Here is a 23,022-nt window from a genome sequence, read left to right as displayed (position 1 = left end):
AGCCGAATTTAATCGGTTGATTAAACCGGTTCGCCCGCGTCTCGCGCCCGCTCGACTATCGTACGTTCTGCCTTGGGCACAGTGCGATAGGCAGCGATCAACAAGGCCAAGGCAACAGGTGCAACGGCGATGAGCGACAGGATGCCAACGCGCAAATTGCCGACCAGCTTGCCATCGACCATATTTCCGGAAAGGTCGGAAATCTGCCCCACCATATAAGGTCCGAACGACAAGCCGACGAGCGTGGTGCCAAGGAAAAACGCCGCCGTCGCGGTTCCGCGCATGCGGGGCAATACAAGATCTTGCGTTGTGGCTGCTGCCGCGCCGAGTGCCGTTGCGCCAAGCATACCAGCGAGGAAGTTCATGACGTAGAATAGCGTTGCGTTATCCGTAGTGTAGCCAATGCCGATTGGAACGATTGGGCCGAGGACGCCAAGAATGATGATAAGAACCCGACCAGCGGGATTCTTGGTGCGCAAGAAATCAGCGACGCGACCACCGATAATGACGCCCAAAAAGCCGCTTAGAGCGCCGTTGGCGCCCAGAATGAATGCGAGTTCCTTCTTGGGCAGGCCAAGGACTGTTTCCGCATAAGGGGCGGACCAGAATGCGAGCGCATAGGCAACCAACGCGACAAGGCCATAGCCAATGGTTGTGCAGATAAAGGCAGGTGTGCCCCAAATCAGGCGGAAGGTCGCAGGGTCCTTTGCGCGAAGCGTCGATGCCCATGAGAAGACCGCATAATAACCAAAACCAACGGCGGACCATTGCGGCAGATTGCCCGTGAGCTGGATCATCCAATACGCAAAGGCCGCAATGGCCGCGCCGGTTGCGACGTTGATGGCGAGCGCAGTAGGACCGCGCTGATAGGCTCCCCACAACGTAAAGGGCGGGACGATCATCGAAAGATCGTTTGCAAATGCCCGGAACGGTGCAGGGTGCGCTGGTGTGACGAGGCCATCCATCGCACCACGCACAGGTTCACGCAATGTTGCGACCCACAAGCCAACGAGTATACCCGGAATACCGACGGCCACAAAAGCGGCATGCCAACCGACCAAACCGAGCGGGCCACCTTGCGGGTAAGCTGCGTCCCAACTTTGAACAATGAGCGCGCCAAGAAACAGCGAGACGCCGCCGCCGATATACAGCCCTGACGAATAAATCGCGAGCGCGGTCGCGCGCTGCCGCTTCGGGAAATAATCGGAAATGAGGGAATAGGCCGTGGGGCTTGCCGTCGCTTCGCCAACGCCAACGCCCATACGCGCTATCGTCAACTCTGCTTGGTTACGCGCAAAGCCCGACAAGGCCGTCATGATCGACCATAAGGCAAGGCCAATTGAAAGCAGTTTCACCCGGCTCCAATTATCGGCAAGCCGCCCCAAGGGAATGCCGAACAAAGCGTAAAACACGGCAAAAGCTGCGCCGCCCAAAAAGCCCATATCTGCGTCGGTCAGGCCAAGGTCAGCCTTGATATCAACGGCCAAGATGCTCAGGATTTGCCGGTCGATGAAGTTGAGGATGTAGACGACCACCAACACCATGAGCACATACCAGCTATAACTGCTTGCCTCAGGCAAAGGCGCTTCGGGTTCTTGTAACACGACGTTGCTGTTTTCACCTTCGGTCGTCACACGCACATCACTCTCCCTATCAGGCTGTTTGCGCCATCTGGCCTTATGGCTAGCAGAACAGCAAAGCGGTGCAACCCGATTCATGAATGGGGTGATCACGCCTGTAATTTGGATATAGCTGCGATTATCTAGGGTCAGGACCTAGGCGACGGGCGGGGCAAAGACCCACTTTCTGTCATTATCTGTAAAAATAGGCATAGGCCTTGTCGTGTTTCGCTTGAATCTGGAACGATTTCATCCAATATACTGGTCATGCGGCTATATTGCCGTGTTTTGAGGAGAAATAAGTCATGGCACAGTGGTCCGATCCACGGGTAACCGGGACCCAGTCAAGTCTTGCAGGTGTCGGCTCACGCGCCGGTGACGTCGCTTTTGACGCCGGTCTGCGTTCGCACATGCTCAAGGTTTATAATTATATGGCGTCGGGCGTATTGCTGACCGGCGTCGTCGCGATGTTGTTTGCGCAAACCGAACTGGCGCAAAATCTCATGGTCAACCCAAGCTTGATGAGCTGGGTCATCATTCTGTCACCTCTGGTCGTCGTGTTGGCGATGAGCTTTGGCCAAGGCAAGTTTTCTGCGGCAACGCTGCAGGCGATGTTCTGGGGCTTCGCGGTCCTGATGGGCCTTTCAATGGCGCGCATCTTCATGATGTTCACCGGTGAATCCATCGCGCAAACTTTCTTTGCCACGTCGGCTGCATTTGCTGGTCTCAGCCTGTGGGCCTACACCACGAAGAAGGACATGAGCGGTTGGGGAAGCTTCCTCGTGATGGGTATGGTCGGTTTGATCGTGGCATCAATCGTGAACATCTTCGTGGGTTCTGATACATTGGGTTGGGTAATTAGCTGCGCAGGTGTGCTGATCTTCGCCGGTCTTACAGCTTATGATACACAGCGTATCAAAAGCGAGTATTTCTACCTTCAAGGTCCAGAGATGCTCGGTAAGGCCGCAGTCATGGCTGCGCTGACGCTCTATCTGGACTTCATCAACATGTTCCAGTTCCTGTTGAGCTTCTTGGGCAACCGCGAATAATCATCCGCGGTTCAACTTAGGTCCTGACCCTAAACAGTTCATTATGGCCCGGTGGTAAACCACTGGGCCATTTTTCTTGGGGATTTGGTCGAACAGGGCTTTTCTTTCCGTGCAAAATCTTGTTGGAGTCAGGTTCAGCGTATCGGAGACCAAATAATGCGTCGAGGCATCACAAAACTAGCAGCACTCATCCTCGTCACTGCCGCCGCCGCCTGTGCACCACCGCCCGTAAAGGTCGCACCCCCCGCGATTCAACTTCCGCCACCACCACCGCCACCGCTTCCTGCAATGCCTTTGCCACCGGGGGGCGCTGCTTTGTCGATGACTATACCGCCTGTGGGCTTGGATGGCATTCGCGTGACCCCAAATCGCGGCCTGAGCCGGGACGAGCAGATATGGCATTTCCGTGCTGCATTAAACGTTGCGGCGCTCAACTGTCAGGGCCCAGTGTGGGGACAAATCGCGACCGAGTATAACAAGTTCATTGTCATCCATAAGGTGCTGCTGTCGAAAACCAGTAAGTCGGTCGATCGCGAATATGTGAAGCGCTATCCAAAGCAGAATGGCCTGCGCATCCGCGATACGCGCATGACGGATTTGTACAATTATTTCGCGCTGCCGCCCGTGCGCGGGCAATATTGCGATATGGCGCTGCGCAAGCTGCAAGAGGCTAATCAGGTGCCGAAAGGGGCTTTGCCCGAATATGCCATGGGCAGCCTCGCCGATATCGACAATGTGTTTGTCAATTTCTACGAAGCCTATGTCAAATATGAACGTGATCTGGCGGATTGGAACATGAAATATGCGCCAAAGCGAGCTTATGACCCTGCCATCAACATCATGGCCCCGCCGGTGACAACGCAGCCCGTAGCCGCCTCTCCCGCCAATGTGACAACGCCATCGCAACCGCGATAGGTTTAACGGGCAGAGATTTTTTCACGCCATGCTGATATAGTCGCGCATGGCGGCGGCTTCGGTTTCGATCTTCTCGATCCGGTGTTTGACCAAATCGCCGATTGAGACAAAGCCCATAAGTGCATCATCCTTAATGACCGGCAAATGCCGGATGCGCCGTTTCGACATCAGCGATAGGGCGGACAATATTGCGGTGTCAGGCGCAAAAGTAATGGCAGGTGCGGTCATGGTATCGGCAACCGTCTTGGTCAGAAAATCTGCGCCATGCTGGGCAACGCCATATACAATGTCGCGTTCGGAGAAGATGCCAATCACGCAGGTGCCGTCGACGACAGGAAGCGCGCCAATACGATTTTTAGCCAATCGGGTAACGACCTCACCCACACTTTCATGCGGCGATGCCGTCAACACGTCGCGATGGTGATTGGCCAGTATTGCAGAAATCGTCATCGACTCTCTCCCTAATGTCCTTGCCCATGATGGAACTTATAGCATAAGGCGGGCTTATCAAGCTATGACTCGTCCTTCCCGCCTCGATGATCCCGAATATGCGCACTTCGCGTGGCAGCGATACTGGCGCCTCATGCGGTGGATGTTTGGCGTCACATTGCTTGTGACCGCCATCGTATTGGGGACATTCTGGTGGCAGAATGGTATGGTTTCCATCCATTTCTTCATCGCGACCACAGGCGCAATTGTTGGTGCAATCATGCTCACGGCAACGTTGATGGGCTTAGTTTTCTTGTCCAGCGGGTCGGGCCATGATGAGGCCATTGATGATCCATTTGAAGATGAAGCCGACCGGTGACGAAGAATATTCGAAACCTGCCGCAACGGAACGACCCGGTATTACGCGTCATTCCGGGGCCAGCAGATATCAATGCCAATGGCCACATCTTTGGTGGTTGGGTGCTTGGGATGATGGATCAGGCCGGCGGCATACTGGCGGGCCGTATCGCACAGGGTGCCTGTGCCACGGTCGCTATCGAAAAAATGGAATTCATCGCGCCGATATTGTTACGCGACATCATCTCGGTCTACGCCACACTTGAACATCGCGGGCGGACATCGATGGGTATTCGGGTTGAGGTGATCGCCACACGCGCGCGTGGCCAACAAGAGGTGAAGGTCACCGAAGGATTATTTACCTTCGTCGCGTTAGACGAAAACCACAAACCAAGGCCCTTGCCGGAGGGTTGACGGCGCCGGAAAATAATCCAGCGCCAGTTTTCTTGTTTCAGCAGAAACGGCGTCATTGCCGCAGGTTGATATCATTCCGCCGCAGTAGCGGTCTCATCTCCACCAACAGGCTTCACGCGGCGGGCACGTGGCTTACGCGCTGGCTTTTCGGCGGCATCATCTTCACCGGACGATATTGCAATTGAGGGAGGCAATACGGCAAGGTCGAGGCCAGCCGGGGCATCGTCAACGTCTTCGCTGTGATGGCGGCGCGGGCCGCGATGTGCATTCCGGTTATTTGCCGGGCGCTCACTGCGTTCTGGACGTTCGCTGCGGTCATGGCGCTCACTGCGTTCCGGGCGGCGCGCGCGTATATCGCGTTGTTCGCTGACGTTAGATTCCTCGTCGGATGCGTCTTCCGCGTCGTCGTTCCCCGATGAAGGCTGGTCATCGTAATTGGGTGATCGATCATAATTGGGCGTGCGGTTGTCATTTTGCCAATCGTCGCGATCATCGCGATTGTCGTCGCGCGCATCGTCACGTGGGCGGCGCTCGCCTTGCTGTTCCTGACGCGCTTCTTGGCGACCACGGAAATCGGCGAGCACGCGGAAATAATGGTCGGCAAACTGCAGATGATATTCCGCGTTAACGCGGTCACCGTTGAACTGTGCATCTTGAGCCAGTTTCTTATATTTTTCCAACATCTGCGCTGCGTTGCCGCGCGCACGGTTATCAATCTGGTTCTGATAGTCAAAACCACTGCGATTGTTATTTTGTTGCCGGTTGTTGTTATTATTATTATTGCGACCGCGCCGACGATTGTTGTTCTGCTGCTGCCTGTTGTTGGTATTCATCAGGGCTGACCCGTCCTCTTTTTAGCACTTCGATTGCATGGAACCCCTGAACCCGTTTTGGGTTGCGCGAGGGTCAGCGTTGACCCTTATACTTTGTCCATCTGCGCTGGGGGGGCGGCTTCGCGCGAAAAAACCATCAAAAGGCGTTTTTTGCTGTGAAGCCTCTCTGCCCTAGCCCTACTATTCTGGGATTCCAAGCGAAAAGCGTATGGCCCGCGGATTACCAGCAAGATCATGATGTAATTCCGTCAAAAATCCTTCTTCTGCGCCCAATTTTTGAACGGCTTGTGCCTGATTATATCCGATTTCGAAAAAGGCGACTCCGCATGAATTAAGTAATGCGCGCAGCGATGGGACTAAGATTCGGTAGTCATCCAGACCGGCTGCCCCCGCAAACAATGCGCCGTGCGGTTCATGCGCAGCCACCATCGGGGCGAGCATAAAGCCGTCTTCAATATATGGCGGGTTACACAGGATAAGGTCGAATTGTCCAAGCCCGTCGGCCCAGCCCGCTTTGGTCCAATCGCGCAGTTCAAATTGGACACGGTCGGCAAATTTGGCGCGGTTAGCATTATCGCTGGCGACGGCAAGCGCCTTTGCGCTGGTATCAAGGCCCATAGCCTTGGCATTCGGAAATATAGACAAGGCCGCGAGCAACAGCGCCCCTGACCCCGTGCCAAGGTCGGCAATACGCATGGGTGCGTTGTTTTCGCCAAACCAGTCAATCGCCGCCTGAAGCAGCGTCTCGCTGTCTGCACGCGGGATCAGCACGTCAGGCGTCACACAAAGTTCAAGGTCCCAAAACGCCTGCACCCCGGTGATATAGGCGACGGGTTCGTCGGCCACCCGGCGCGCGAGCAGGCCACTATAGCTGTCGGGCACACTTAAGTCGTGCTGCTGCAACAGCATCGCTGATCTGTCGATACCGAGCGCATGCGCCAGCAACAACTCCGCGTCTAGCCGCGGTGTCGGGCTGATGCCTTCGAGGGCAGCGGTTGCTTCCCGCAGGACAGGGGCAAGGCCAGTCATCATCCGCCCGTATATCGCGCCGCACGTAAAGCCCAACTATATTTCTGCCTCGTGCACCCATTCAGCCCCTTCCAAGGTTACTGTGCATTGGGCAATCATCTGGAAGGACTTAGATCATGAAAAAATCGACATTAACATGGGCCGTCGGCCTGTCTGCGCTGGCTTTGTCGGCATGTAGCGGAAGCGAACCTGCGCCAACCGAAACCGAAGTCGTACAAGACGATGCCATGGCATCTGACACGATTGTTGCCACCGAAGCCGCCGGGGACAAGAGTATCGTCGCATTGGCACAAGGCAACCCGCAAGTATCGACACTCGTCTCCGCCATAACCGCTGCGGGCCTTGGCGAAACCTTGTCGGGGACTGGGCCATTCACCGTATTCGCGCCATCCAATGATGCATTTGCCAAATTGGACAAGGCAACGCTCGACGGTTTGATGATGCCCGCAAGCAAGGACAAGCTTGCGGCTTTGCTGAAATATCATGTCGTTGCTGGCAATGTGAAGTCTGGCGATCTTGCCAAGTTGATAACGGATGGCAAGGGCACCGCGACCGTCAAGACGGTCAACGGCGGCAGCCTGAAGGCCAGCATGGACGGTAACAAGATTGTCCTGACCGATGCCAAGGGCGGCAAGTCTACCGTCACTGCGGCAGATATGGTTGCGTCGAACGGCACGATCCATTTGGTCGATACCGTCGTGATGCCATAAAATTTCGGGCCGCTTCGGCGGCCTGAATGTCCGTCCTCACATTCCCCCTAGCAGGCGAAGAGGACAATATTGACCCCGTCCGGTTCCCCTCCCCCGGACGGGGTCTTTATATATGCAAAGCGGTTACGCCGCCGGATTCACCGTCACGGGGCCGAGCTCTTTTAAGCAGGCCTGCACCTTTGCCACGCCTTCGGACGGGCTGGGCGGATTGGCGACGAGGTCAGACACGCTCTTGCCGTCCATGACCTTGTCGGCGGCACAACCGCAAACCTGATTGATATCGACCTGAATGCCTTCGGGGATTTGTTCGCTGGCTGCGGTGGTGCAGGTGGCGACGATAGACTCGCGCACGCTGACCTTCAATGTATCGTTCAGCGCCCCGCCTTCACTGCATGCGGCGAGCGTGAACGACAACAGGGCGACTGATAATATGCGTTTCATGGCTTTTCCTCTGCTCTGAAACCCCCGAAGCCCGAATGTGGGCAGCGCGCCTTGTTTTACAAGCGCAACCCTATTTAAAACCAAGGGCCGCGCGCATGATGTGGAAAATGGTGTTTTGTTCAATCGTCCCCTTGAACAAATGCGCCTTTGGCCCCGCCGCGCGGGCAACGACGTCGTCACCGCCATGCGTTTCGGACATAAGCGGGATCAACGATTGCTGACGGTAATTGAGCGCTTCGGTGTCCATCTTCGCGGGGTCAGGGCGTTCGGCCGCATTCACCGCGCCAGGGCCATTGGCATAGCCCAAGGTGGTATAGCCCTTGTTATCCATCGCCAATGACGGCGTGCCAATGGGCGCAGATACCACGCCCAGGATCGGGTTCCCGCGCTCTGGGTAGCCGGCGATCGTGAACACATGGCTATGGTCCGATGTCACGACAATCAACGTATCGCGCAAATCCACTTGGTCCATCGCGGCTTTTAATGCGGTGTTGAGCGCAACGGTGTCTTGCAAGGCGCGGCGGGCATTGCCGCCATGATGGGCATGGTCAATCCGGCCAGCCTCCACCATCAGGACATAGCCTTTTTGGTTTTTGGACAGCATCGCAATCGCCTTCGTCGTCATTTCGGCGAGCGATGGTTCCTTATTACCAGCCGCCGTCCGGTCCGCCTCAAACTGCATATGCGATGGTTCAAACAGACCAAGCAGCTTGGTCGTTTTCTTGGGGTCCACTGCGGCGAAGCTGTCGCGGTTCCACACATAAGCGCCCTTGGGGTTGGCGGCGCTCCAGCTTGCGGCCAGATTCATGCCATCGGCGCGCTTGCCTTTCTTGTCGGCATATTCGGGGTCCGCCATCGTCGCCGGAATGAAGTGCTGACGCCCGCCGCCCAACATGACCTCAAGCCCGTCACCATGTGGCCATTCCATCATCTGCCGGGCAATGTCGGTGCAGCCTGCGGCCTTGGCCGCAGCGGGCATATTGGCATCCACCTCCCAATCGCGCTGCGCCACATGGGCGTAGGTGGCGGCGGGGGTTGCGTGCGTGATCGTCGCGGTGGACACGATGCCGGTGGCAAGGCCGCGATCCTCCGCCATGCCGAACAAGGATTGGACCTTAAACGGCGCGGTCGCGGCGCAGTCATTCTCAATTGCCTCTGGCCCGACGCCAATCACGCCATTTTTGGTTTTGACGCCCGCGACAATTGCGGTCGCGGTCGGCGCGCTGTCGGGCACTTGCGCGTCGTGGGAGTAAGTTTTGACCAAGGCGGTGTGCGGCAAAAGGTCCATTTGCGCGACATAGGATTCGCCGTCGAGGCCAAGCTGCTGCCCCTCAAAAATCCGCCCGGCGGTCAACGTGCTGACGCCCATACCATCGCCGATAAAGATGATGACATTGCGCGCCTTGCGGTCATTGGGCTTGTCCGCCTCCAACCGCGCCAGTTCGGCTTGCCCTGCTTTAAGATAGCCCTGGCTGGTGTTAATCGGCGGTTTGGCGACTGGCACGGGGGCAGGCGCAGGGGCAGGCGCGCTTTGCGCCAGCAACGGCGCGGCGATCAGGCAGGATGCCAAAAGGGCGGATGACAGTTTACGCATGCTATACTCCTCAAAAAGCTGGCTTACCCATCGCAGACCAAAATGACGGGCGCGTGACAGGGGCGTCTGACCGCGACTGTCTACACATGTCAATGTGCCTTGGCGAGGTAGTGCGTCGGGGGCTGCAGGCGGAAAGTCACACTAAAGTCTCACCAAAACGCCCTGCGTAGGGCCCGTAAAGCGACAAAAGATACCGTAAAAGGCAAAATCCGTGTCTCCTTTGTCGCTGTAAGCGCGGGCGGGAGACGCATCGCTGGCTGATTGCATGCCCCGACAGCCATGGGGGCGGTTTGGGAGTGTCGATGCAGAATCTGACAGGCGAAGTCCTACATTGCAAGGGGGGATGGGTATCTCACCACTTTCCGCCAGCGTCCTCTATGGCTTTAAGCAAAGCCTTTTTGCTTTCGGTGCGGTTTTCGCCGCTGTTGCGGGGTAGGTCGGGATTACCAAGTTCAGCGCGGCGTTTGGACAAGGCGTCGCTAAACGCCGGAAAGTCAACGCGACGTCCGGTCCAGCTTTCTTCAGCTTTCAAGCGCTTCAATGCCATATTCGTTTATCGTTTCTTCGCGGATACGCCGTTCCATATAGCCGATATCGGCCTGATTATGAAAGATAAACAGCCGCTGCGCCTGTTCGCGCCGAACCTTCCCCTCTCCCCTTGCGGGAGAGGTGGCCCGAAGGGTCGGAGAGGGGGCCGGGCCGCGTTAGTGGCGCTCCGTCTGTATCTCGTGCGCGGCATATCGGCCCGCAAACGCGCACCGCACCCCCACCCTAGCCCTCCCCCGTCAAGGGGGAGGGGTTTTTGGTTCACGCAGAGGCACAGAGGCGCGGAGGCGCAGAGACGCAGAGGCGCGGGGAAGTTTAGGATTGTCGTGCGTGTCGCTGTGATTCATATTATTATTATCATAATGTTTTGAGTAAGTTGACTTAAACTAGTTCGGACGTTAGCAAAGACTAAAGTATAGGAGCAAGCCCGTGACGCACGCCGTTGGAATTCGAACTTATCAAATTTTTATAACGCGAAAAAAAATCCATGATTTTGTTCAACTGGACGACTCAGAATTGAAAACATCATTTGGTGAATTTGTTGAAAAATTCATTTTGGATAGAAGCGTTAGTACTAACCATCAAGAGCATGAGAAGTCTTGGGGTATCATTGAGAAAAAGCAGGGTACGGGCGGTAATTCACGAGGCCTCATTTCTTATGGGCGATATGGATATGCAGCTAGTCTGAGAGATGCAAATACAGGTGTAGAAAATTATAAGAGAAAAAGGTCTGACGCCGAGACACTCAATCTATATTATCAATTTTGGCTTCCTGATGACGAAAAATTTGCGTTGGCAGCATTTTCGTCGTTCAGTGGGCGTTCGTGCATATCATTAATTTTTGAACAGATGAAATCTGCTTTTGAATCTGTAAATCCCGACTTTCTGTTAAAGTTTCATCGGTTGATGCCAAGCGGAACATCGGAAAAACTCTATGCCGGAAAGCCAGTGAAGAGTTTGACATTGGTTACACGCCGGCCACCCAGAGATCTTGCTGACGCACTTTTTCGAGGTCGGACGCAAAAAGTGGGCCAAATGACACTAAAAATTTCGTCCAGTCGCAATGGTAATCTCGGAATTCTTAGCGACTTGATTGATGGGTTGCCTTCCGATTCTTCCAATGTCATTTTGTACGAAGGAATTGAGTTTGAACAAGCCACGGCATCTATCAAAATAGGCGATGAGGTTCGCCCGGTTGGGGTTTTTGGGGCTCACAGTGACGTCGGCGTTATAGATGTGACTGAATCTGTTATCAAAGATGAAGAGGGTGTTCCAACCTTCGAGTCGTTGGAAGCAGAAGCAAACAAGATATTAAAAGTAATTTACGAAACGCTTAATGGTCAAGAAAAGTGAAATTTAACGTATTTCCAATTTTCATAGATTATTATAAGATTGTACGTGGTGAACGCGTGCACTTTTTTAGCGCAATCGATATATTTTTTGTTTTTATTTTTCCCATCGCTGCTGCGATAGTAACTTTTTGGTTTAGGCCTCAATTAAGCGACAATTTTTATATAAGTCTATTTACCTTACTGGGAGTTTTTATTGCTGTAATGATGTCGATAACAGGTGTGCTTGTTCCATTATATCATGCCCCCAGGCGTGTAAGCGAAGATAGCATAGTAAATGATCGTTATATAAGTGAGTATTTTAGTAGAGCAACTTTGATAAGAGAATTAGGCATCACTATATCTTATGTGATTTTATTTTCTACACTATCAATGTTAATTTTATTATTTCCTATAGCGACAAAATCTAATTTGTTTTTGTTCAAGTGGGTGGCAATTCTGGTCTGCACTCATTTACTCATAAACATTTTAATGATCATGAAGCGATTATATGCACTGCTGAGCTTTGAATTTAAGTAAGGGAATTACGGGAATCACGATGACATCTGCGTCATCTCCAAAATAGCTTTATACTATGGCGGGTCGGGCCAACACCTTCTTTGCGCTCTCTGCGCCTCTGCGTGAGATTATATTGGCGCAGGGTTTCGACCGGGCATGACCGCGAGATTGCGCCAACCGGCGGGTGCCCCTCCAATATGCTTCGCATGGTCCCGCTGTTCAAAATATTGCGAAATTAAGCCCCTCACCCTCAGGCGTGGAGGGTCCAGTCCCCCGGACTGGTCCGAGAGGCTCCACGGGGTTGGGGTGGGGTATATAGCTTTGCGCAACGTCGACAGACCCCACCCCCTTCCCCTCCCCTGAAGGGGAGGGGTGATTTAGGCAATTACTGTAACATCTGCGTCATCCCCGAAATAGCTTTCTACTATGACGGGTCGGGCCAACACCTTCTTCTTGTCTTTGCGTCTTTGTGCGAGATTATATTGGCGCTGGGTTTCCATCTGCACGAACGCGGCGTGGTGCGTGGCCGATGGGGCGGAGCCCCTCACCCAGCTTCGACTAACGAGCGAGCTCGTAAGTCTGCGCAACCCTCTCCCGCATGGGGAGAGGGGCCCACCCGGATCGCTCGCGGGAGGGGAATGTTGGTGCGGTTTCGCCGTTGCAGGCCCACCCCTAGCCCCTCCCGCCTGCGGGAGGGGAAGCTCAGCTTGCCTTCGCCAACATTGGCGCGAGATAATGGCCGGTGTAGCTTGCCGCGACCTTGGCGACTTGCTCCGGCGTGCCTTCGGCGACAATCTCGCCGCCCTTGACGCCGCCTTCGGGGCCCATGTCGATGATCCAGTCTGCCGTCTTAATGACGTCGAGATTATGTTCGATGACCACCACGCTGTTGCCCTGTTCGACCAAGCGGTGGAGGACTTCCAATAATTTGCGGACGTCTTCGAAATGCAGACCGGTGGTGGGCTCGTCGAGGATGTAGAGCGTCTGGCCAGTGGACCGGCGGCTGAGTTCCTTGGCGAGTTTGACGCGTTGCGCCTCGCCGCCTGACAGGGTCGTGGCCTGCTGCCCGACCTTGACATAGCCCAAGCCAACCTCCGCCAGCATCGCCATTTTGTCGCGGATGGGGGGGACGGCCTTGAATGTTTCCACCGCGTCCTCCACCGTCATGTCGAGCACGTCGGCGATGGAGAGGCCCTTCCATTTGACCTCCAACGTTTCGCGGTTGTAGCGTTTGCCGTTACATTCCTCGCACGTCACATAGACGTCGGGCAGGAAGTGCATCTCAATCTTGATCAGGCCATCGCCGCTGCATGTTTCGCAACGCCCGCCCTTGACGTTGAAGCTGAACCGCCCCGGCTTATACCCGCGCGCGGCGCTTTCGGGCAATTGCGCGAACCAGTCGCGGATGTTGGTGAACGCGCCGGTATAGGTTGCCGGGTTCGAACGCGGGGTGCGGCCAATGGGGGATTGGTCGATGTCGATGACCTTGTCGCAATGTTCCAGACCCGTAACCTTGTCATGCGCGCCGGCAATGACGCGCGCGCCGTTTAAGGACCGTGCCGCCGAGGCATAGAGCGTGTCGATCGTGAAGCTGGACTTGCCCGACCCCGATACGCCGGTGATGCAGGTGAACGTGCCCAAAGGAATGCTCGCGGTGACGTTTTTCAGGTTGTTGGCGCGGGCGTTGTGGACGGTCAGCTTCTTCTTATTGCCCTTGCGCCGTGTCTTGGGCACCGCAATCTCACGCGTGCCGTTGAGGTAGGCGGCGGTCAGGCTGTCTTTCGATTTCAATATCTGTTTCAACGTGCCTTCGGCCATGACCGTGCCGCCATGGACGCCAGCGCCGGGCCCTAAGTCCACCACCCAGTCGGCGGTGCGGATCGCGTCTTCGTCATGTTCGACGACGATGACGGTGTTGCCCAAATCACGCAGGCGGCGCAGCGTGGCGAGCAGGCGGTCATTGTCTTTCTGATGCAGGCCGATGCTGGGTTCGTCGAGCACATAGAGCACGCCCGACAGGCCGCTGCCGATTTGACTAGCCAAGCGGATGCGCTGGCTTTCCCCGCCGGACAAGGTGCCGCTGGTGCGGTCAAGGTTGAGATAATCGAGCCCGACATTGTTGAGGAAGCCAAGCCGTTCGTTGATTTCTTTCAGGATCGCCTTGGCAATTTGCTGTTGCTGATTGGTCAATGTCTGGTCGACGCTGCCGAACCAGACCAGCGCGTCACCCACGCTCATGCGGGTGGGCGTGGCGATGTCGACGCCCGCGATTTTGACGGACAGCGCCTCTGGTTTCAAACGCGCGCCGTGGCAGGTTTCGCACGGCTGCGACGTTTGGTATTTCGACAATTCTTCGCGCATCCACGCGCTATCGGTTTGCAGCAAGCGGCGGTTGAGGTTGCCAATGACACCCTCAAACGCCTTGCGCACGGTATATTCCTTGCGCCCGTCTTTGAACGTCAGATCAACCGCCATGCCGCCCGTGCCGTGCAGGATGATAAGCTTTTGTTCCGGAGCCAAATCTTCCCACGTGGACTCAAGGCTGAAACCATAAGCCTTCGCCAGGCTGGACAGCACTTGCATATAATATGGGCTTGGCGGGTTAGACTTCGCCCAAGGCACAATCGCGCCCTTTTTTAAGGATAGATGTTCGTTGGGGACGACCAATTGCGGGTCAAATTCCTGCCGCTCGCCAAGGCCGTCACAATCGGGGCACGCGCCTTGCGGGGCGTTGAACGAGAAGAGACGCGGCGCGATTTCCGCGATGGTGAAGCCAGAGACGGGGCAGGCGAATTTTTCGGAGAAGACAATGCGGTTGGCGGGCAGGCCGACATTCTTCATGTTCCCCTCCCGTATACGGGAGGGGTTAGGGGAGGGCCCTTCCGAGGTTGCGGACTGCCCTCCCCCGGCCCCTCCCGCTTGCGGGAGGGGAGAGAAGGTGGCGCGCGCTTCGCCAAATGCAGTTGGCACGCTATCGGCGTTGCTGGTCTGTAACTCCGCCACGGTGGTATCTGCCAGATCCACAAACGCCAAGCCATCGGCCAGCTTCAACGCCGCCTCAAAGCTTTCGGCCAGCCGTTGCTGGATGCCGTCCTTGACGACGATACGGTCAACCACAACCTCAATGTCATGCTTGTATTTTTTGTCGAGCATGGGCGCTTCTTCAATCGCGTAGAGTTCGCCGTCGATGCGCACACGGGTGTAACCCGAACGCTGCCATTCGGCGAGTTCCTTACGATATTCGCCTTTGCGGCCTTGCACCACGGGCGCGAGCAGGAAGGCGCGGGTGCCTTCGGGCAAAGCCATCACGCGGTCGACCATCTGGCTGACGGTCTGCGCGGTGATCGGCAGGCCAGTCGCGGGCGAATATGGCACGCCAACGCGCGCCCATAACAGGCGCATATAATCGTAAATCTCGGTCACGGTCGCCACTGTCGAGCGCGGGTTGCGGCTGGTCGTTTTTTGCTCGATGGAGATTGCAGGGGATAGCCCCTCAATATGCTCGACATCGGGCTTCTGCATCATCTCCAAAAACTGGCGCGCATAAGCGGAGAGCGATTCGACGTAGCGGCGCTGCCCCTCGGCATAAATGGTGTCGAACGCGAGGCTGGACTTGCCGGAACCCGAAAGCCCAGTGATGACGATGAGCTTGTCGCGCGGCAGGTCGATATCGATGCCCTTGAGATTATGCTCGCGCGCACCGCGCACCTTGATGTGGGTGAGTGACATAGTTCAGCTTGTTCCAGATTTGTTCTAAAAGCGCAAGTAAGCGCGTTGTTTTGGAAGTGGGCTAAAATTCATCGAATTTCAAGCTAGGCTTTTCCCGTATCATGCATCGCTCCGCATTTGCGGCATGTCGGAGCAACAGCGGCAACGGCGCAGTAACGACTGTCGATTGATTTTCCGCTTCTAACATGTTCGAAAGCATGCTTGAGTAAACTTATGGAATCTGAACCGCGCAACCACCCGATCAGCGGCGAACCGCTTCCCGTCGCTACGCCTGCCGCCACGATGGTCATTTTTCGGCAGAACCCCGATGGCGGCGCGCCGTTATTGTTGATGGTCGAACGTATCAAGGCCATGGCCTTTGCCGGCGGCGCTGCGGTGTTTCCCGGTGGCAAGGTTGACCCTGCCGATTTCGATTATGCGCAGATGTTGGGTTCGCCTTTGCCGATGGATGAGGCTGCTGCACGGCTTGCGGCGATCCGCGAAACGATTGAGGAGGCCGGGCTTGCGTTGGGGCTGTCTGGCGTTTCGGATGCCGCCAATTGCATAGAAGCGCGTGCAGCGTTGCATGATGGGCAAAGCCTGCAGGCAGTCTGCAACCGTTTTGGCTGGACGCCGGATTTTGAACAGCTTGTTTTATGGTCACGCTGGCGGCCGCCCGCCTTTGAAAATGCCAGCCGCGTTTTTGACACGCGATTCTATCTGGTGGATGCGGGCAACACGACGCCGCTCGCGACTGTTGACCAGACCGAGAACCGGATGCTGTTTTGGGCAACTGCGGCGGAAGTTTTGGAAAAAGCAGACCATGGCCAGGTGAAGATCATCTTCCCCACGCGGCGCAATTTGGAACGGCTGGCGATGTTCGGTGACTTTGACGCCGCTGCCGCCCATGCGGCGGAACATCCTGTGTCGACGGTGCTGACGTATATCGACAAGCGCGCGGACGGAAGCTGGCTATGCATCCCCGATGGCCATGGGTATCCTGTCATTGAGGAACCGCTCGGCAGCGCGATGCGGGGGTGAGCGTCGCTGAGAGGCATTTTTGGCGAAAGCCCGTGACATTCACCGTCACCCTGAACTTGTTTCAGGGTCCATCTATCCTCTCGGGCTCCGGGCGTGCTGCACGATAGACCCTGAAACAAGTTCAGGGTGACGCAGTGGGAATATACAAATTCAATCCTCAGGCGCGATCGTCACGATCAAGCCATCGAGCGCATCGCTGACGGGGATCTGGCATGACAGGCGCGAGGTTTCGTTGCGGTGATCGGTACTGTCGAGCAGGTCGTCTTCGTCCGCACTCATTTTTGGCAGGCGGTCGGCAAAGGAAGGGTCGATATGCACATGGCACGTCGCGCAGGAGCAGCAACCGCCGCACAAAGCGAGCAATTCGTCAAAACCGTTGTCGCGGATCACTTCCATGAGCGACAGGCCGTTTTCGGCTTCGACTTCGCGACCTTCGCCGTTACGTGAAATTACCGTGACTTTGGCCATGAACTGCTCCCTATATTCTGAATGTTGACGGACTGATAGGTTGCACCTGCGGACATGTGAAGCCCTAATTTAATGGGGATAAGTCAGGCGCTGCCCTTGGCCAGCGCCGCGCTAGTGCCTATGTCCGCAGCCAACAGAATCAGAAAGACCAGTCATGACCGAAAATCGCCACGCCCCTGTTATCATCATTGGTTCCGGCCCCGCGGGATATACCGCCGCTGTCTACGCCGCACGCGCGAACCTGACGCCGATGATGATCACGGGCGTTGAAGTTGGCGGGCAATTGATGACAACGACGGAAGTTGATAACTGGCCCGGCGATGATGCAGGGGTCATGGGCCCTGAATTGATGGAACGGATGCGCAAACATGCCGAACGTTTTGGCACGCGCATTGAAAATGACTATATCGAGAAGGTCGATTTTTCGCAGCGGCCATTTGTGCTGACGGGAGGGGCGGGCGACTATACCGCAGACTCGGTCATCATCGCGACAGGTGCAAGCGCGCAATATCTTGGTCTGCCAAGCGAAACCGCGTTCATGGGCAAAGGCGTGTCAGCTTGCGCCACCTGTGATGGCTTCTTTTATCGCAATAAGCCAGTTGCCGTGATCGGTGGCGGAAATACCGCTGTAGAAGAGGCGTTATACCTCGCCAATATCGCAAGTCATGTGACCTTGGTCCACCGCCGCGATAAATTAAAGGCCGAGAAAATCCTCCAAGACCGCCTCTTTGCCCGTGAAGCAGAAGGCAAGGTTACGATCAAGTGGAACCACAGGCTGGATGAAGTCTTGGGCGACGCGATGGGCGTCACAGGGATGCGTATCGCCGCGACCGACGGCGACGGCACCGAAGATATCGAACTGCATGGCGTGTTCATCGCCATCGGCCACAAGCCAAATACCGGTATCTTTGAAGGCCATCTCGATATGGCAGGCGGCTATATCAAAGTGCGCGGCGGGTTTGAAGGGCAAGCAACCGAAACGAGTGTCCCCGGCGTCTTTGCCTGCGGTGATGTGATGGACCATATCTACCGTCAGGCGTGCACCAGCGCAGGCACCGGATGCATGGCGGCGCTGGATGCGGAGCGGTTTATTGACGCTGTGGCTTAGGGTCAGCGCCCTGCTTTCTTCTCCTGCCGGAATTTATGGAGCAGCGGTTCGGTATAGCCATTGGGCTGCATGACGCCTTCAAAAATCAGGGCGCGGGCGGCCTTTAGCGCAAGGCTTTCTGTGTTTAGCTTTTCATAGTGCGGATCACCCGCATTTTGGGCGTCAACCTTGGTTGCCATCTTGGTCAGCGCGGCATCGACCTGCGCCTCGGTGGCAATGCCGTGGAGTAGCCAGTTGGCGATATGCTGCGACGAAATGCGCAGCGTAGCGCGGTCCTCCATCAGGCCGATGTCGTGGATGTCGGGCACCTTGGAACAGCCGACCCCCTGGTCAATCCAGCGCACGACATAGCCCAATATACCTTGCGCGTTGTTTTCCAGCTCTTGAGCTACATCCTCGTCCGACCAGTTATGGCCAATGGGGGCGACGGGAATGGTCAGCAGCGGGTCCAGCCCCGGTGTAGCTTCCTTGGAAAGTTCGGCTTGGCGGGCGAACACGTCGAACTGATGATAATGCATCGCGTGCAACGTTGCTGCGGTGGGTGACGGCACCCATGCGGTGTTCGCGCCAGCCTTGGGATGGCCAATTTTCTGCAATATCATGTCGGCCATCCTATCGGGCGCGGCCCACATGCCCTTGCCGATCTGCGCCTTGCCACTGAGGCCGCAGGCAAGGCCGATTTGGACATTGCGCGCTTCATAGGCTTGAATCCACGACGCGGCTTTCATCTCGGCTTTACGGATCATCGGGCCAGCGTGCATGGCCGTGTGCATTTCGTCGCCGGTGCGATCCAGAAAGCCAGTGTTGATGAACACAATACGGTCGCGGACCGCGTGAATGCAGGCGGCAAGGTTTGCGCTGGTTCGGCGTTCTTCGTCCATGACGCCGACCTTGATCGTATGGCGTGCAAGGCCAAGCACATCTTCGACCGCGTCAAACAGGTCATTGGTGAATGCGGCCTCTTCGGGGCCGTGCATTTTGGGTTTAACGATATAGACGCTACCAGCGCGGCTGTTGCGATGGGTGCCAAGCCCCTTAAGGTCGTGCAGCGCGCAGAGCGACGTGAACAAAGCGTCGAGTATTCCCTCGGGCGCTTCGCACCCGTCCGCGAGCAATACCGCCGGATTGGTCATCAAATGACCGACATTGCGCACGAACATCAGGCTGCGTCCAGGCAAAGTCAACCGGTCATAAACGCGGTCTGGTTCAAGCGCACGGGTGACAGTTTTGCCGCCCTTGTCAAAGCTGGCGACGAGATCGCCGCGCATCAGGCCAAGCCAGTTGGCATAAGCCGCGACCTTGTCATCGGCATCGACAGCCGCGACCGAGTCTTCCAAATCGATGATCGTCGTCAGTGCGGATTCAAGGATGACATCGGCGATGTGCAATGCATCGGTCGCGCCCACAGGATGCTGCGGATTGACCAAGACCTCAATATGCAGGCCATGATGTTGGAACAGGTAGCGTGCGGCGTCACCTGTTTGCGTCTTCGCCACGAAATAGGGATTGTCGCCGCCAGCTAAAGCCGCCTGCCAACCCGGAATGGCGTCATCAAGAAAATGCCGCGCATAAGCAACGACCGCGTCACCCCGGTCGGTGTCATAGCCACCGGGACGTGCGGCGGGTGCCGGCAGGACGTCGGTACCATAAAGCGCATCATATAAGCTGCCCCAGCGCGCATTGGCGGCGTTGAGGACGAAGCGGTCATTGAGGCTTGGCACCACAAGCTGTGGCCCAGCCATCGTTGCGATTTCCGCGTCGACATTTTGCGTGCCAATGCGGAAAGGCGCGGGTTCGGGGACCAGATAGCCAATTTCCCGCAGGAAGGCTTGATACCCGGCCATGTCGATGATTGGGCCGGGATTGGCGCGGTGCCATGCGTCCAATTTGGCCTGAATATCGTCGCGTTTGGCCAGCAGCATCCGGTTGTGCGGCACAAAGCGCGCTAGAATATCAGATAGGCCACGCCAGAGAGCATCCGCAGCGATGCCCGTGCCGACAAGGGCATGGCTCTCGACAAATTCGGCAAGCTGCTCGGCAATCCGGAGTCCGGCACGCGTTGCATATTTGGTCATAATCGGGCTCCAGCAAAAATGGTGCCTGGGGAGATTCTAATCGTTGCGCACCCCCTAACGGGTGTTGCCCATCGACAAAAGGAAAAAACGGGACTTTTATGCGTTCACGGCCACGTTAATTCGCTGGCGCGTCTTGAATCGGGCATGCAGACCCCGGCACGGCACTTGGTTTTGGCGCGAACCGGTTGTTGGGCGTTGACGATCTTCTAAGCGCGGCCTTGTCAGGGGAAGTAAAATTTTTGCTGCATAACCTGCAATGCTGTTGATTACCTCTTGACTGCCGAGGCACGCATGGTTGAAAGGATCGGACGATCCACAATGTCGATTAGACAGTTCCGTTTTGCGGTAAACGCATCATAATATGGGTTATATTTTGTTACAATAAGTTACAAGTATTGCGGATAAACAGAGTTCGTTCTAACAGACGTTCTGGGTCACACTTCAATAATAAGCCCGAAAACGGGCTCGCAAGGTTTTATATTCGATGGAAACGAGAGTGGTTCTTGCCTACGCGTTATGCGCGGCAATGGCAGTTATTCTGGCGTTCACCCTTGTCCGCTATGTGCGTAACAAGCGGCAGTTTAAGCTCCGGCAAATGGGACGAGGCAAAAATGCACCTATTGCATCCGACGGGAACCCAGATACATCGGAATAGGTTTCGCTTGAATCTTTAGGCGCTTCAAATTAGAGGCACGAACGTCATCTGGGGAGTAGCCAGTCGTTCCACCCGAACGAGACGTGCATCAACATATTTGGCCGAGAGGTCATGGTGCATGTGGGGCCACACGGTCGAAAACGGCCATGCGGTTCAAGGCGAGACCAATGGCATCGGTTATCCGTTCCGGTCGGGCGGGATGGCCGGTGGCATTGCGTCGAAAAACTGCCTGACCCCGGATATGTTATGGAAATCTTTTTTACGTCCACTTTGCTTGTGGCTGTTGCCGAAATTGGCGACAAGACCATGCTTTTGGCGATGTTGCTTGCCACGCGGTTCAAAAAACCGCTCCCGGTGATTGCCGGTATATTTACAGCCACGATCGCCAATCACGCACTTGCCGCATGGGCGGGCAGCGCGCTTGCCGCAATCTTTATGAGCGACACCTTCCGTTATGCTGTTGCGATAGGTTTTGTCCTAATGGCAGCTTGGACGCTTATTCCGGACAAGGTGGATGATGATATCAAAGTGGCATCGCAACGCGGTGCATTTGTTGCGACCACCATCGCCTTTTTCTTCGTCGAAATGGGCGATAAGACGCAGGTCGCGACGATAGCGCTCGGCGCGCAATATCATGCGGTTTGGGCCGTGGCGGTCGGGACCACATTGGGCATGATGATCGCCAATGTGCCAGCGGTCTATTTGGGCGAGAGGCTGGTGACGAAAATCTCGCTGCGCACGGTGCACATAATCGCCGCTGGCATGTTCCTGCTTCTCGGGCTTTGGCAGCTCTGGGAGTTGTCGAACCTTGCCTAAGCTGTTAGGCGCGCCGCAGATACATTAGCTTCGGAACCAAAGTGACATGACAGACAGCATCAAGAAAGTCGTTCTTGCTTATTCGGGTGGTCTCGACACCAGCGTCATCCTGAAATGGCTGCAGGTTGAATATGGCTGCGAAGTCGTCACCTTTACCGCTGACTTGGGCCAAGGCGAAGAGTTGGAGCCAGCGCGCGCCAAGGCCGTATTGATGGGCGTGCCTGACCATCATATTTATATCGATGATCTGCGCGAAGAATTCGTCCGCGACTTTGTCTTTCCGATGATGCGCGCCAATGCCCGCTACGAAGGTGACTATCTATTGGGCACGTCGATTGCGCGGCCGTTGATTTCGAAACGGTTGATTGAGATTGCAGCGGAAACGGGCGCTGATGCCATTGCGCATGGCGCAACGGGCAAGGGCAATGACCAAGTGCGTTTCGAATTGTCGGCTTATGCGCTCAATCCCGATATCAAGGTCATTGCGCCTTGGCGTGAATGGGATTTGACGAGCCGCACGCGCCTGATTGAATGGGCGGAGCAGCACCAGATCCCCGTGCCAAAGGACAAGCGCGGCGAAAGCCCGTTTTCGACCGACGCTAACCTTCTGCACACCTCGTCCGAGGGCAAAGTGCTTGAGGACCCGTGGGACGAAACACCCGATTATGTCTATTCGCGCACGGTCAATCCCGAAGACGCGCCAGACACGCCCGAATATATCACTATCGACTTTGAAAAGGGCGACGGTGTCGCGCTCAACGCTGAAGCCATGTCGCCCGCGACCTTGCTGGCGGCGTTGAATGAATTGGGTCGCAGACATGGAATTGGCCGACTTGATCTGGTCGAAAACCGCTTCGTCGGCATGAAATCGCGCGGCATGTATGAAACGCCCGGCGGCGAAATCTACGCCCGCGCCCATCGCGGCATCGAAAGCATCACGCTGGATCGCGGCGCAGCGCATTTGAAAGACGAGCTGATGCCGAAATATGCCGAACTGATTTATAATGGGTTTTGGTTCTCGCCAGAGCGTGAAATGTTGCAGGCCGCGATAGACCATAGCCAAGTTCATGTGTCCGGCACGGTTCGATTGAAACTCTACAAGGGCCTTGCAAGTGTCGTTGGCCGGAAATCGCCCAACAGCCTGTACAGCGAAAAGGTTGTGACCTTTGAAGACGATGCTGGCGCTTATGATCAGAAAGATGCAGCGGGCTTTATCAAGCTGAACGCGCTGCGTTTGCGATTATTGGCGGGACGCAAAGCTTAACAGCGAATGGGTATGGACAAAGGACGCAGTGGTTCGACAGAGATGAAAGTCTGTTCGATACGCGGAGGTTTAATTGCCTGATTAAAGCTGATACGCTCCTTCTG

Annotated in this window: 20 protein-coding genes and 1 riboswitch; of the genes, 10 read left to right on the top strand and 10 right to left on the bottom strand. The window is 55.9% G+C overall.

Features of this window, described 5'->3' with window-relative positions:
• Window positions 1-20: 20 nt before the first annotated feature.
• Window positions 21-1,604 carry an MFS transporter gene (locus tag HEQ34_RS03235; RefSeq protein WP_296197631.1) on the bottom strand — a complete coding sequence of 528 codons (1,584 nt, stop codon included), beginning with the start codon at window positions 1,602-1,604 and terminating at the stop codon, window positions 21-23.
• Window positions 1,605-1,924: 320 nt separating this feature from the next.
• On the opposite strand from HEQ34_RS03235, the gene HEQ34_RS03230 reads away from it, so the two are divergent.
• Together HEQ34_RS03230 and HEQ34_RS03225 are read left to right on the top strand one after the other, a co-directional pair.
• The gene (locus HEQ34_RS03230) at window positions 1,925-2,668 is read left to right on the top strand and encodes a Bax inhibitor-1/YccA family protein (protein ID WP_296197298.1); all 744 of its coding nucleotides are present in this window, start codon (window positions 1,925-1,927) and stop codon (window positions 2,666-2,668) included.
• Between the two features lie 156 nt (window positions 2,669-2,824).
• Entirely contained in the window at window positions 2,825-3,583 is a 759-nt protein-coding gene (locus HEQ34_RS03225) for a hypothetical protein (protein ID WP_296197295.1), read from the top strand.
• Between the two features lie 21 nt (window positions 3,584-3,604).
• Here the strand turns inward: HEQ34_RS03225 and HEQ34_RS03220 are convergent, their stop codons facing one another.
• A complete protein-coding gene (locus tag HEQ34_RS03220) occupies window positions 3,605-4,033 on the bottom strand; it encodes a CBS domain-containing protein (RefSeq protein WP_296197293.1) in 429 nt (142 codons plus the stop codon).
• A gap of 64 nt (window positions 4,034-4,097) precedes the next feature.
• Between HEQ34_RS03220 and HEQ34_RS03215 the strand changes: the two genes are divergently transcribed.
• Together HEQ34_RS03215 and HEQ34_RS03210 are read left to right on the top strand one after the other, a co-directional pair.
• Window positions 4,098-4,391, top strand: coding sequence for a hypothetical protein (locus HEQ34_RS03215; RefSeq protein WP_296197291.1), 294 nt, complete (start codon window positions 4,098-4,100; stop codon window positions 4,389-4,391).
• Window positions 4,388-4,783: an acyl-CoA thioesterase gene (locus HEQ34_RS03210; RefSeq protein ID WP_296197286.1), complete on the top strand. Its 396-nt coding sequence runs from the start codon at window positions 4,388-4,390 to the stop codon at window positions 4,781-4,783. The genes HEQ34_RS03215 and HEQ34_RS03210 overlap by 4 nt, the downstream gene beginning before the upstream one ends.
• A gap of 71 nt (window positions 4,784-4,854) precedes the next feature.
• Here HEQ34_RS03210 and HEQ34_RS03205 read toward each other — a convergent pair whose 3' ends face one another.
• Both HEQ34_RS03205 and prmC read right to left on the bottom strand, forming a co-directional pair.
• On the bottom strand, window positions 4,855-5,616 hold the full coding sequence (locus tag HEQ34_RS03205; RefSeq protein WP_296197284.1) for a DUF4167 domain-containing protein: 762 nt from the start codon (window positions 5,614-5,616) through the stop codon (window positions 4,855-4,857).
• A gap of 180 nt (window positions 5,617-5,796) precedes the next feature.
• The gene (gene prmC, locus HEQ34_RS03200) at window positions 5,797-6,681 is read right to left on the bottom strand and encodes a peptide chain release factor N(5)-glutamine methyltransferase (RefSeq protein WP_296197281.1); all 885 of its coding nucleotides are present in this window, start codon (window positions 6,679-6,681) and stop codon (window positions 5,797-5,799) included.
• 80 nt (window positions 6,682-6,761) lie between these two features.
• Between prmC and HEQ34_RS03195 the strand changes: the two genes are divergently transcribed.
• Entirely contained in the window at window positions 6,762-7,355 is a 594-nt protein-coding gene (locus HEQ34_RS03195; RefSeq protein ID WP_296197278.1) for a fasciclin domain-containing protein, read from the top strand.
• 123 nt (window positions 7,356-7,478) lie between these two features.
• Here HEQ34_RS03195 and HEQ34_RS03190 read toward each other — a convergent pair whose 3' ends face one another.
• From HEQ34_RS03190 to HEQ34_RS03180, 3 genes are all read right to left on the bottom strand, one after another.
• On the bottom strand, window positions 7,479-7,796 hold the full coding sequence (locus tag HEQ34_RS03190) for a hypothetical protein (protein WP_296197276.1): 318 nt from the start codon (window positions 7,794-7,796) through the stop codon (window positions 7,479-7,481).
• A 70-nt stretch (window positions 7,797-7,866) separates the two neighbouring features.
• Complete coding sequence (locus HEQ34_RS03185) at window positions 7,867-9,390, bottom strand: alkaline phosphatase (protein WP_296197275.1); 1,524 nt, start codon at window positions 9,388-9,390, stop codon at window positions 7,867-7,869.
• Between the two features lie 352 nt (window positions 9,391-9,742).
• A complete protein-coding gene (locus HEQ34_RS03180) occupies window positions 9,743-9,937 on the bottom strand; it encodes a hypothetical protein (RefSeq protein ID WP_296197272.1) in 195 nt (64 codons plus the stop codon).
• Window positions 9,938-10,365: 428 nt separating this feature from the next.
• Here HEQ34_RS03180 and HEQ34_RS03175 point away from each other — a divergent pair, with 428 nt between their 5' ends.
• Window positions 10,366-11,289 carry a hypothetical protein gene (locus tag HEQ34_RS03175; protein WP_296197270.1) on the top strand — a complete coding sequence of 308 codons (924 nt, stop codon included), beginning with the start codon at window positions 10,366-10,368 and terminating at the stop codon, window positions 11,287-11,289.
• A 1,196-nt stretch (window positions 11,290-12,485) separates the two neighbouring features.
• On the opposite strand, the gene uvrA is transcribed toward HEQ34_RS03175, so the two are convergent.
• Window positions 12,486-15,512: an excinuclease ABC subunit UvrA gene (uvrA, locus tag HEQ34_RS03170; RefSeq protein WP_296197268.1), complete on the bottom strand. Its 3,027-nt coding sequence runs from the start codon at window positions 15,510-15,512 to the stop codon at window positions 12,486-12,488.
• Window positions 15,513-15,725: 213 nt separating this feature from the next.
• Here uvrA and HEQ34_RS03165 point away from each other — a divergent pair, with 213 nt between their 5' ends.
• Complete coding sequence (locus tag HEQ34_RS03165; protein WP_296197266.1) at window positions 15,726-16,532, top strand: NUDIX domain-containing protein; 807 nt, start codon at window positions 15,726-15,728, stop codon at window positions 16,530-16,532.
• Window positions 16,533-16,682: 150 nt separating this feature from the next.
• Here HEQ34_RS03165 and HEQ34_RS03160 read toward each other — a convergent pair whose 3' ends face one another.
• The gene (locus HEQ34_RS03160) at window positions 16,683-17,000 is read right to left on the bottom strand and encodes a 2Fe-2S iron-sulfur cluster-binding protein (protein WP_296197264.1); all 318 of its coding nucleotides are present in this window, start codon (window positions 16,998-17,000) and stop codon (window positions 16,683-16,685) included.
• A 154-nt stretch (window positions 17,001-17,154) separates the two neighbouring features.
• Between HEQ34_RS03160 and trxB the strand changes: the two genes are divergently transcribed.
• Window positions 17,155-18,108, top strand: coding sequence for a thioredoxin-disulfide reductase (gene trxB / locus HEQ34_RS03155; protein ID WP_296197261.1), 954 nt, complete (start codon window positions 17,155-17,157; stop codon window positions 18,106-18,108).
• Between the two features lie 2 nt (window positions 18,109-18,110).
• On the opposite strand, the gene HEQ34_RS03150 is transcribed toward trxB, so the two are convergent.
• Window positions 18,111-20,183, bottom strand: coding sequence for a malate synthase G (locus HEQ34_RS03150; protein ID WP_296197259.1), 2,073 nt, complete (start codon window positions 20,181-20,183; stop codon window positions 18,111-18,113).
• 692 nt (window positions 20,184-20,875) lie between these two features.
• Window positions 20,876-21,013, top strand: a riboswitch (yybP-ykoY riboswitch).
• Between the two features lie 71 nt (window positions 21,014-21,084).
• On the opposite strand from HEQ34_RS03150, the gene HEQ34_RS03145 reads away from it, so the two are divergent.
• Together HEQ34_RS03145 and HEQ34_RS03140 are read left to right on the top strand one after the other, a co-directional pair.
• Window positions 21,085-21,654 (top strand): TMEM165/GDT1 family protein, encoded by a 570-nt coding sequence (locus HEQ34_RS03145; protein ID WP_296197256.1) that lies wholly within the window; start codon window positions 21,085-21,087, stop codon window positions 21,652-21,654.
• Window positions 21,655-21,700: 46 nt separating this feature from the next.
• Entirely contained in the window at window positions 21,701-22,918 is a 1,218-nt protein-coding gene (locus HEQ34_RS03140; RefSeq protein WP_296197253.1) for an argininosuccinate synthase, read from the top strand.
• The last annotated feature ends 104 nt before the right edge of the window (window positions 22,919-23,022 follow it).

Origin of the sequence: Sphingorhabdus sp. (assembly GCF_023910635.1) — a bacterium.
Lineage (GTDB): Bacteria > Pseudomonadota > Alphaproteobacteria > Sphingomonadales > Sphingomonadaceae > Sphingorhabdus_B.
The sequence above is the reverse complement of the archived record's forward strand: the minus strand, read 5'-3'. Positions and strand labels throughout refer to the sequence as shown.

Coding starts and splice junctions, on each gene's coding strand:
- HEQ34_RS03230 (WP_296197298.1), top strand. CDS start 1,925: ATGGCACAGTGGTCCGATCCACGGGTAACCGGGACCCAGTCAAGTCTT.
- HEQ34_RS03225 (WP_296197295.1), top strand. CDS start 2,825: ATGCGTCGAGGCATCACAAAACTAGCAGCACTCATCCTCGTCACTGCC.
- HEQ34_RS03220 (WP_296197293.1), bottom strand. CDS start 4,033: ATGACGATTTCTGCAATACTGGCCAATCACCATCGCGACGTGTTGACG.
- HEQ34_RS03215 (WP_296197291.1), top strand. CDS start 4,098: ATGACTCGTCCTTCCCGCCTCGATGATCCCGAATATGCGCACTTCGCG.
- HEQ34_RS03205 (WP_296197284.1), bottom strand. CDS start 5,616: ATGAATACCAACAACAGGCAGCAGCAGAACAACAATCGTCGGCGCGGT.
- HEQ34_RS03195 (WP_296197278.1), top strand. CDS start 6,762: ATGAAAAAATCGACATTAACATGGGCCGTCGGCCTGTCTGCGCTGGCT.
- HEQ34_RS03190 (WP_296197276.1), bottom strand. CDS start 7,796: ATGAAACGCATATTATCAGTCGCCCTGTTGTCGTTCACGCTCGCCGCA.
- HEQ34_RS03185 (WP_296197275.1), bottom strand. CDS start 9,390: ATGCGTAAACTGTCATCCGCCCTTTTGGCATCCTGCCTGATCGCCGCG.
- HEQ34_RS03180 (WP_296197272.1), bottom strand. CDS start 9,937: ATGGCATTGAAGCGCTTGAAAGCTGAAGAAAGCTGGACCGGACGTCGC.
- uvrA (WP_296197268.1), bottom strand. CDS start 15,512: ATGTCACTCACCCACATCAAGGTGCGCGGTGCGCGCGAGCATAATCTC.
- HEQ34_RS03165 (WP_296197266.1), top strand. CDS start 15,726: ATGGAATCTGAACCGCGCAACCACCCGATCAGCGGCGAACCGCTTCCC.
- HEQ34_RS03160 (WP_296197264.1), bottom strand. CDS start 17,000: ATGGCCAAAGTCACGGTAATTTCACGTAACGGCGAAGGTCGCGAAGTC.
- trxB (WP_296197261.1), top strand. CDS start 17,155: ATGACCGAAAATCGCCACGCCCCTGTTATCATCATTGGTTCCGGCCCC.
- HEQ34_RS03150 (WP_296197259.1), bottom strand. CDS start 20,183: ATGACCAAATATGCAACGCGTGCCGGACTCCGGATTGCCGAGCAGCTT.
- HEQ34_RS03145 (WP_296197256.1), top strand. CDS start 21,085: ATGGAAATCTTTTTTACGTCCACTTTGCTTGTGGCTGTTGCCGAAATT.
- HEQ34_RS03140 (WP_296197253.1), top strand. CDS start 21,701: ATGACAGACAGCATCAAGAAAGTCGTTCTTGCTTATTCGGGTGGTCTC.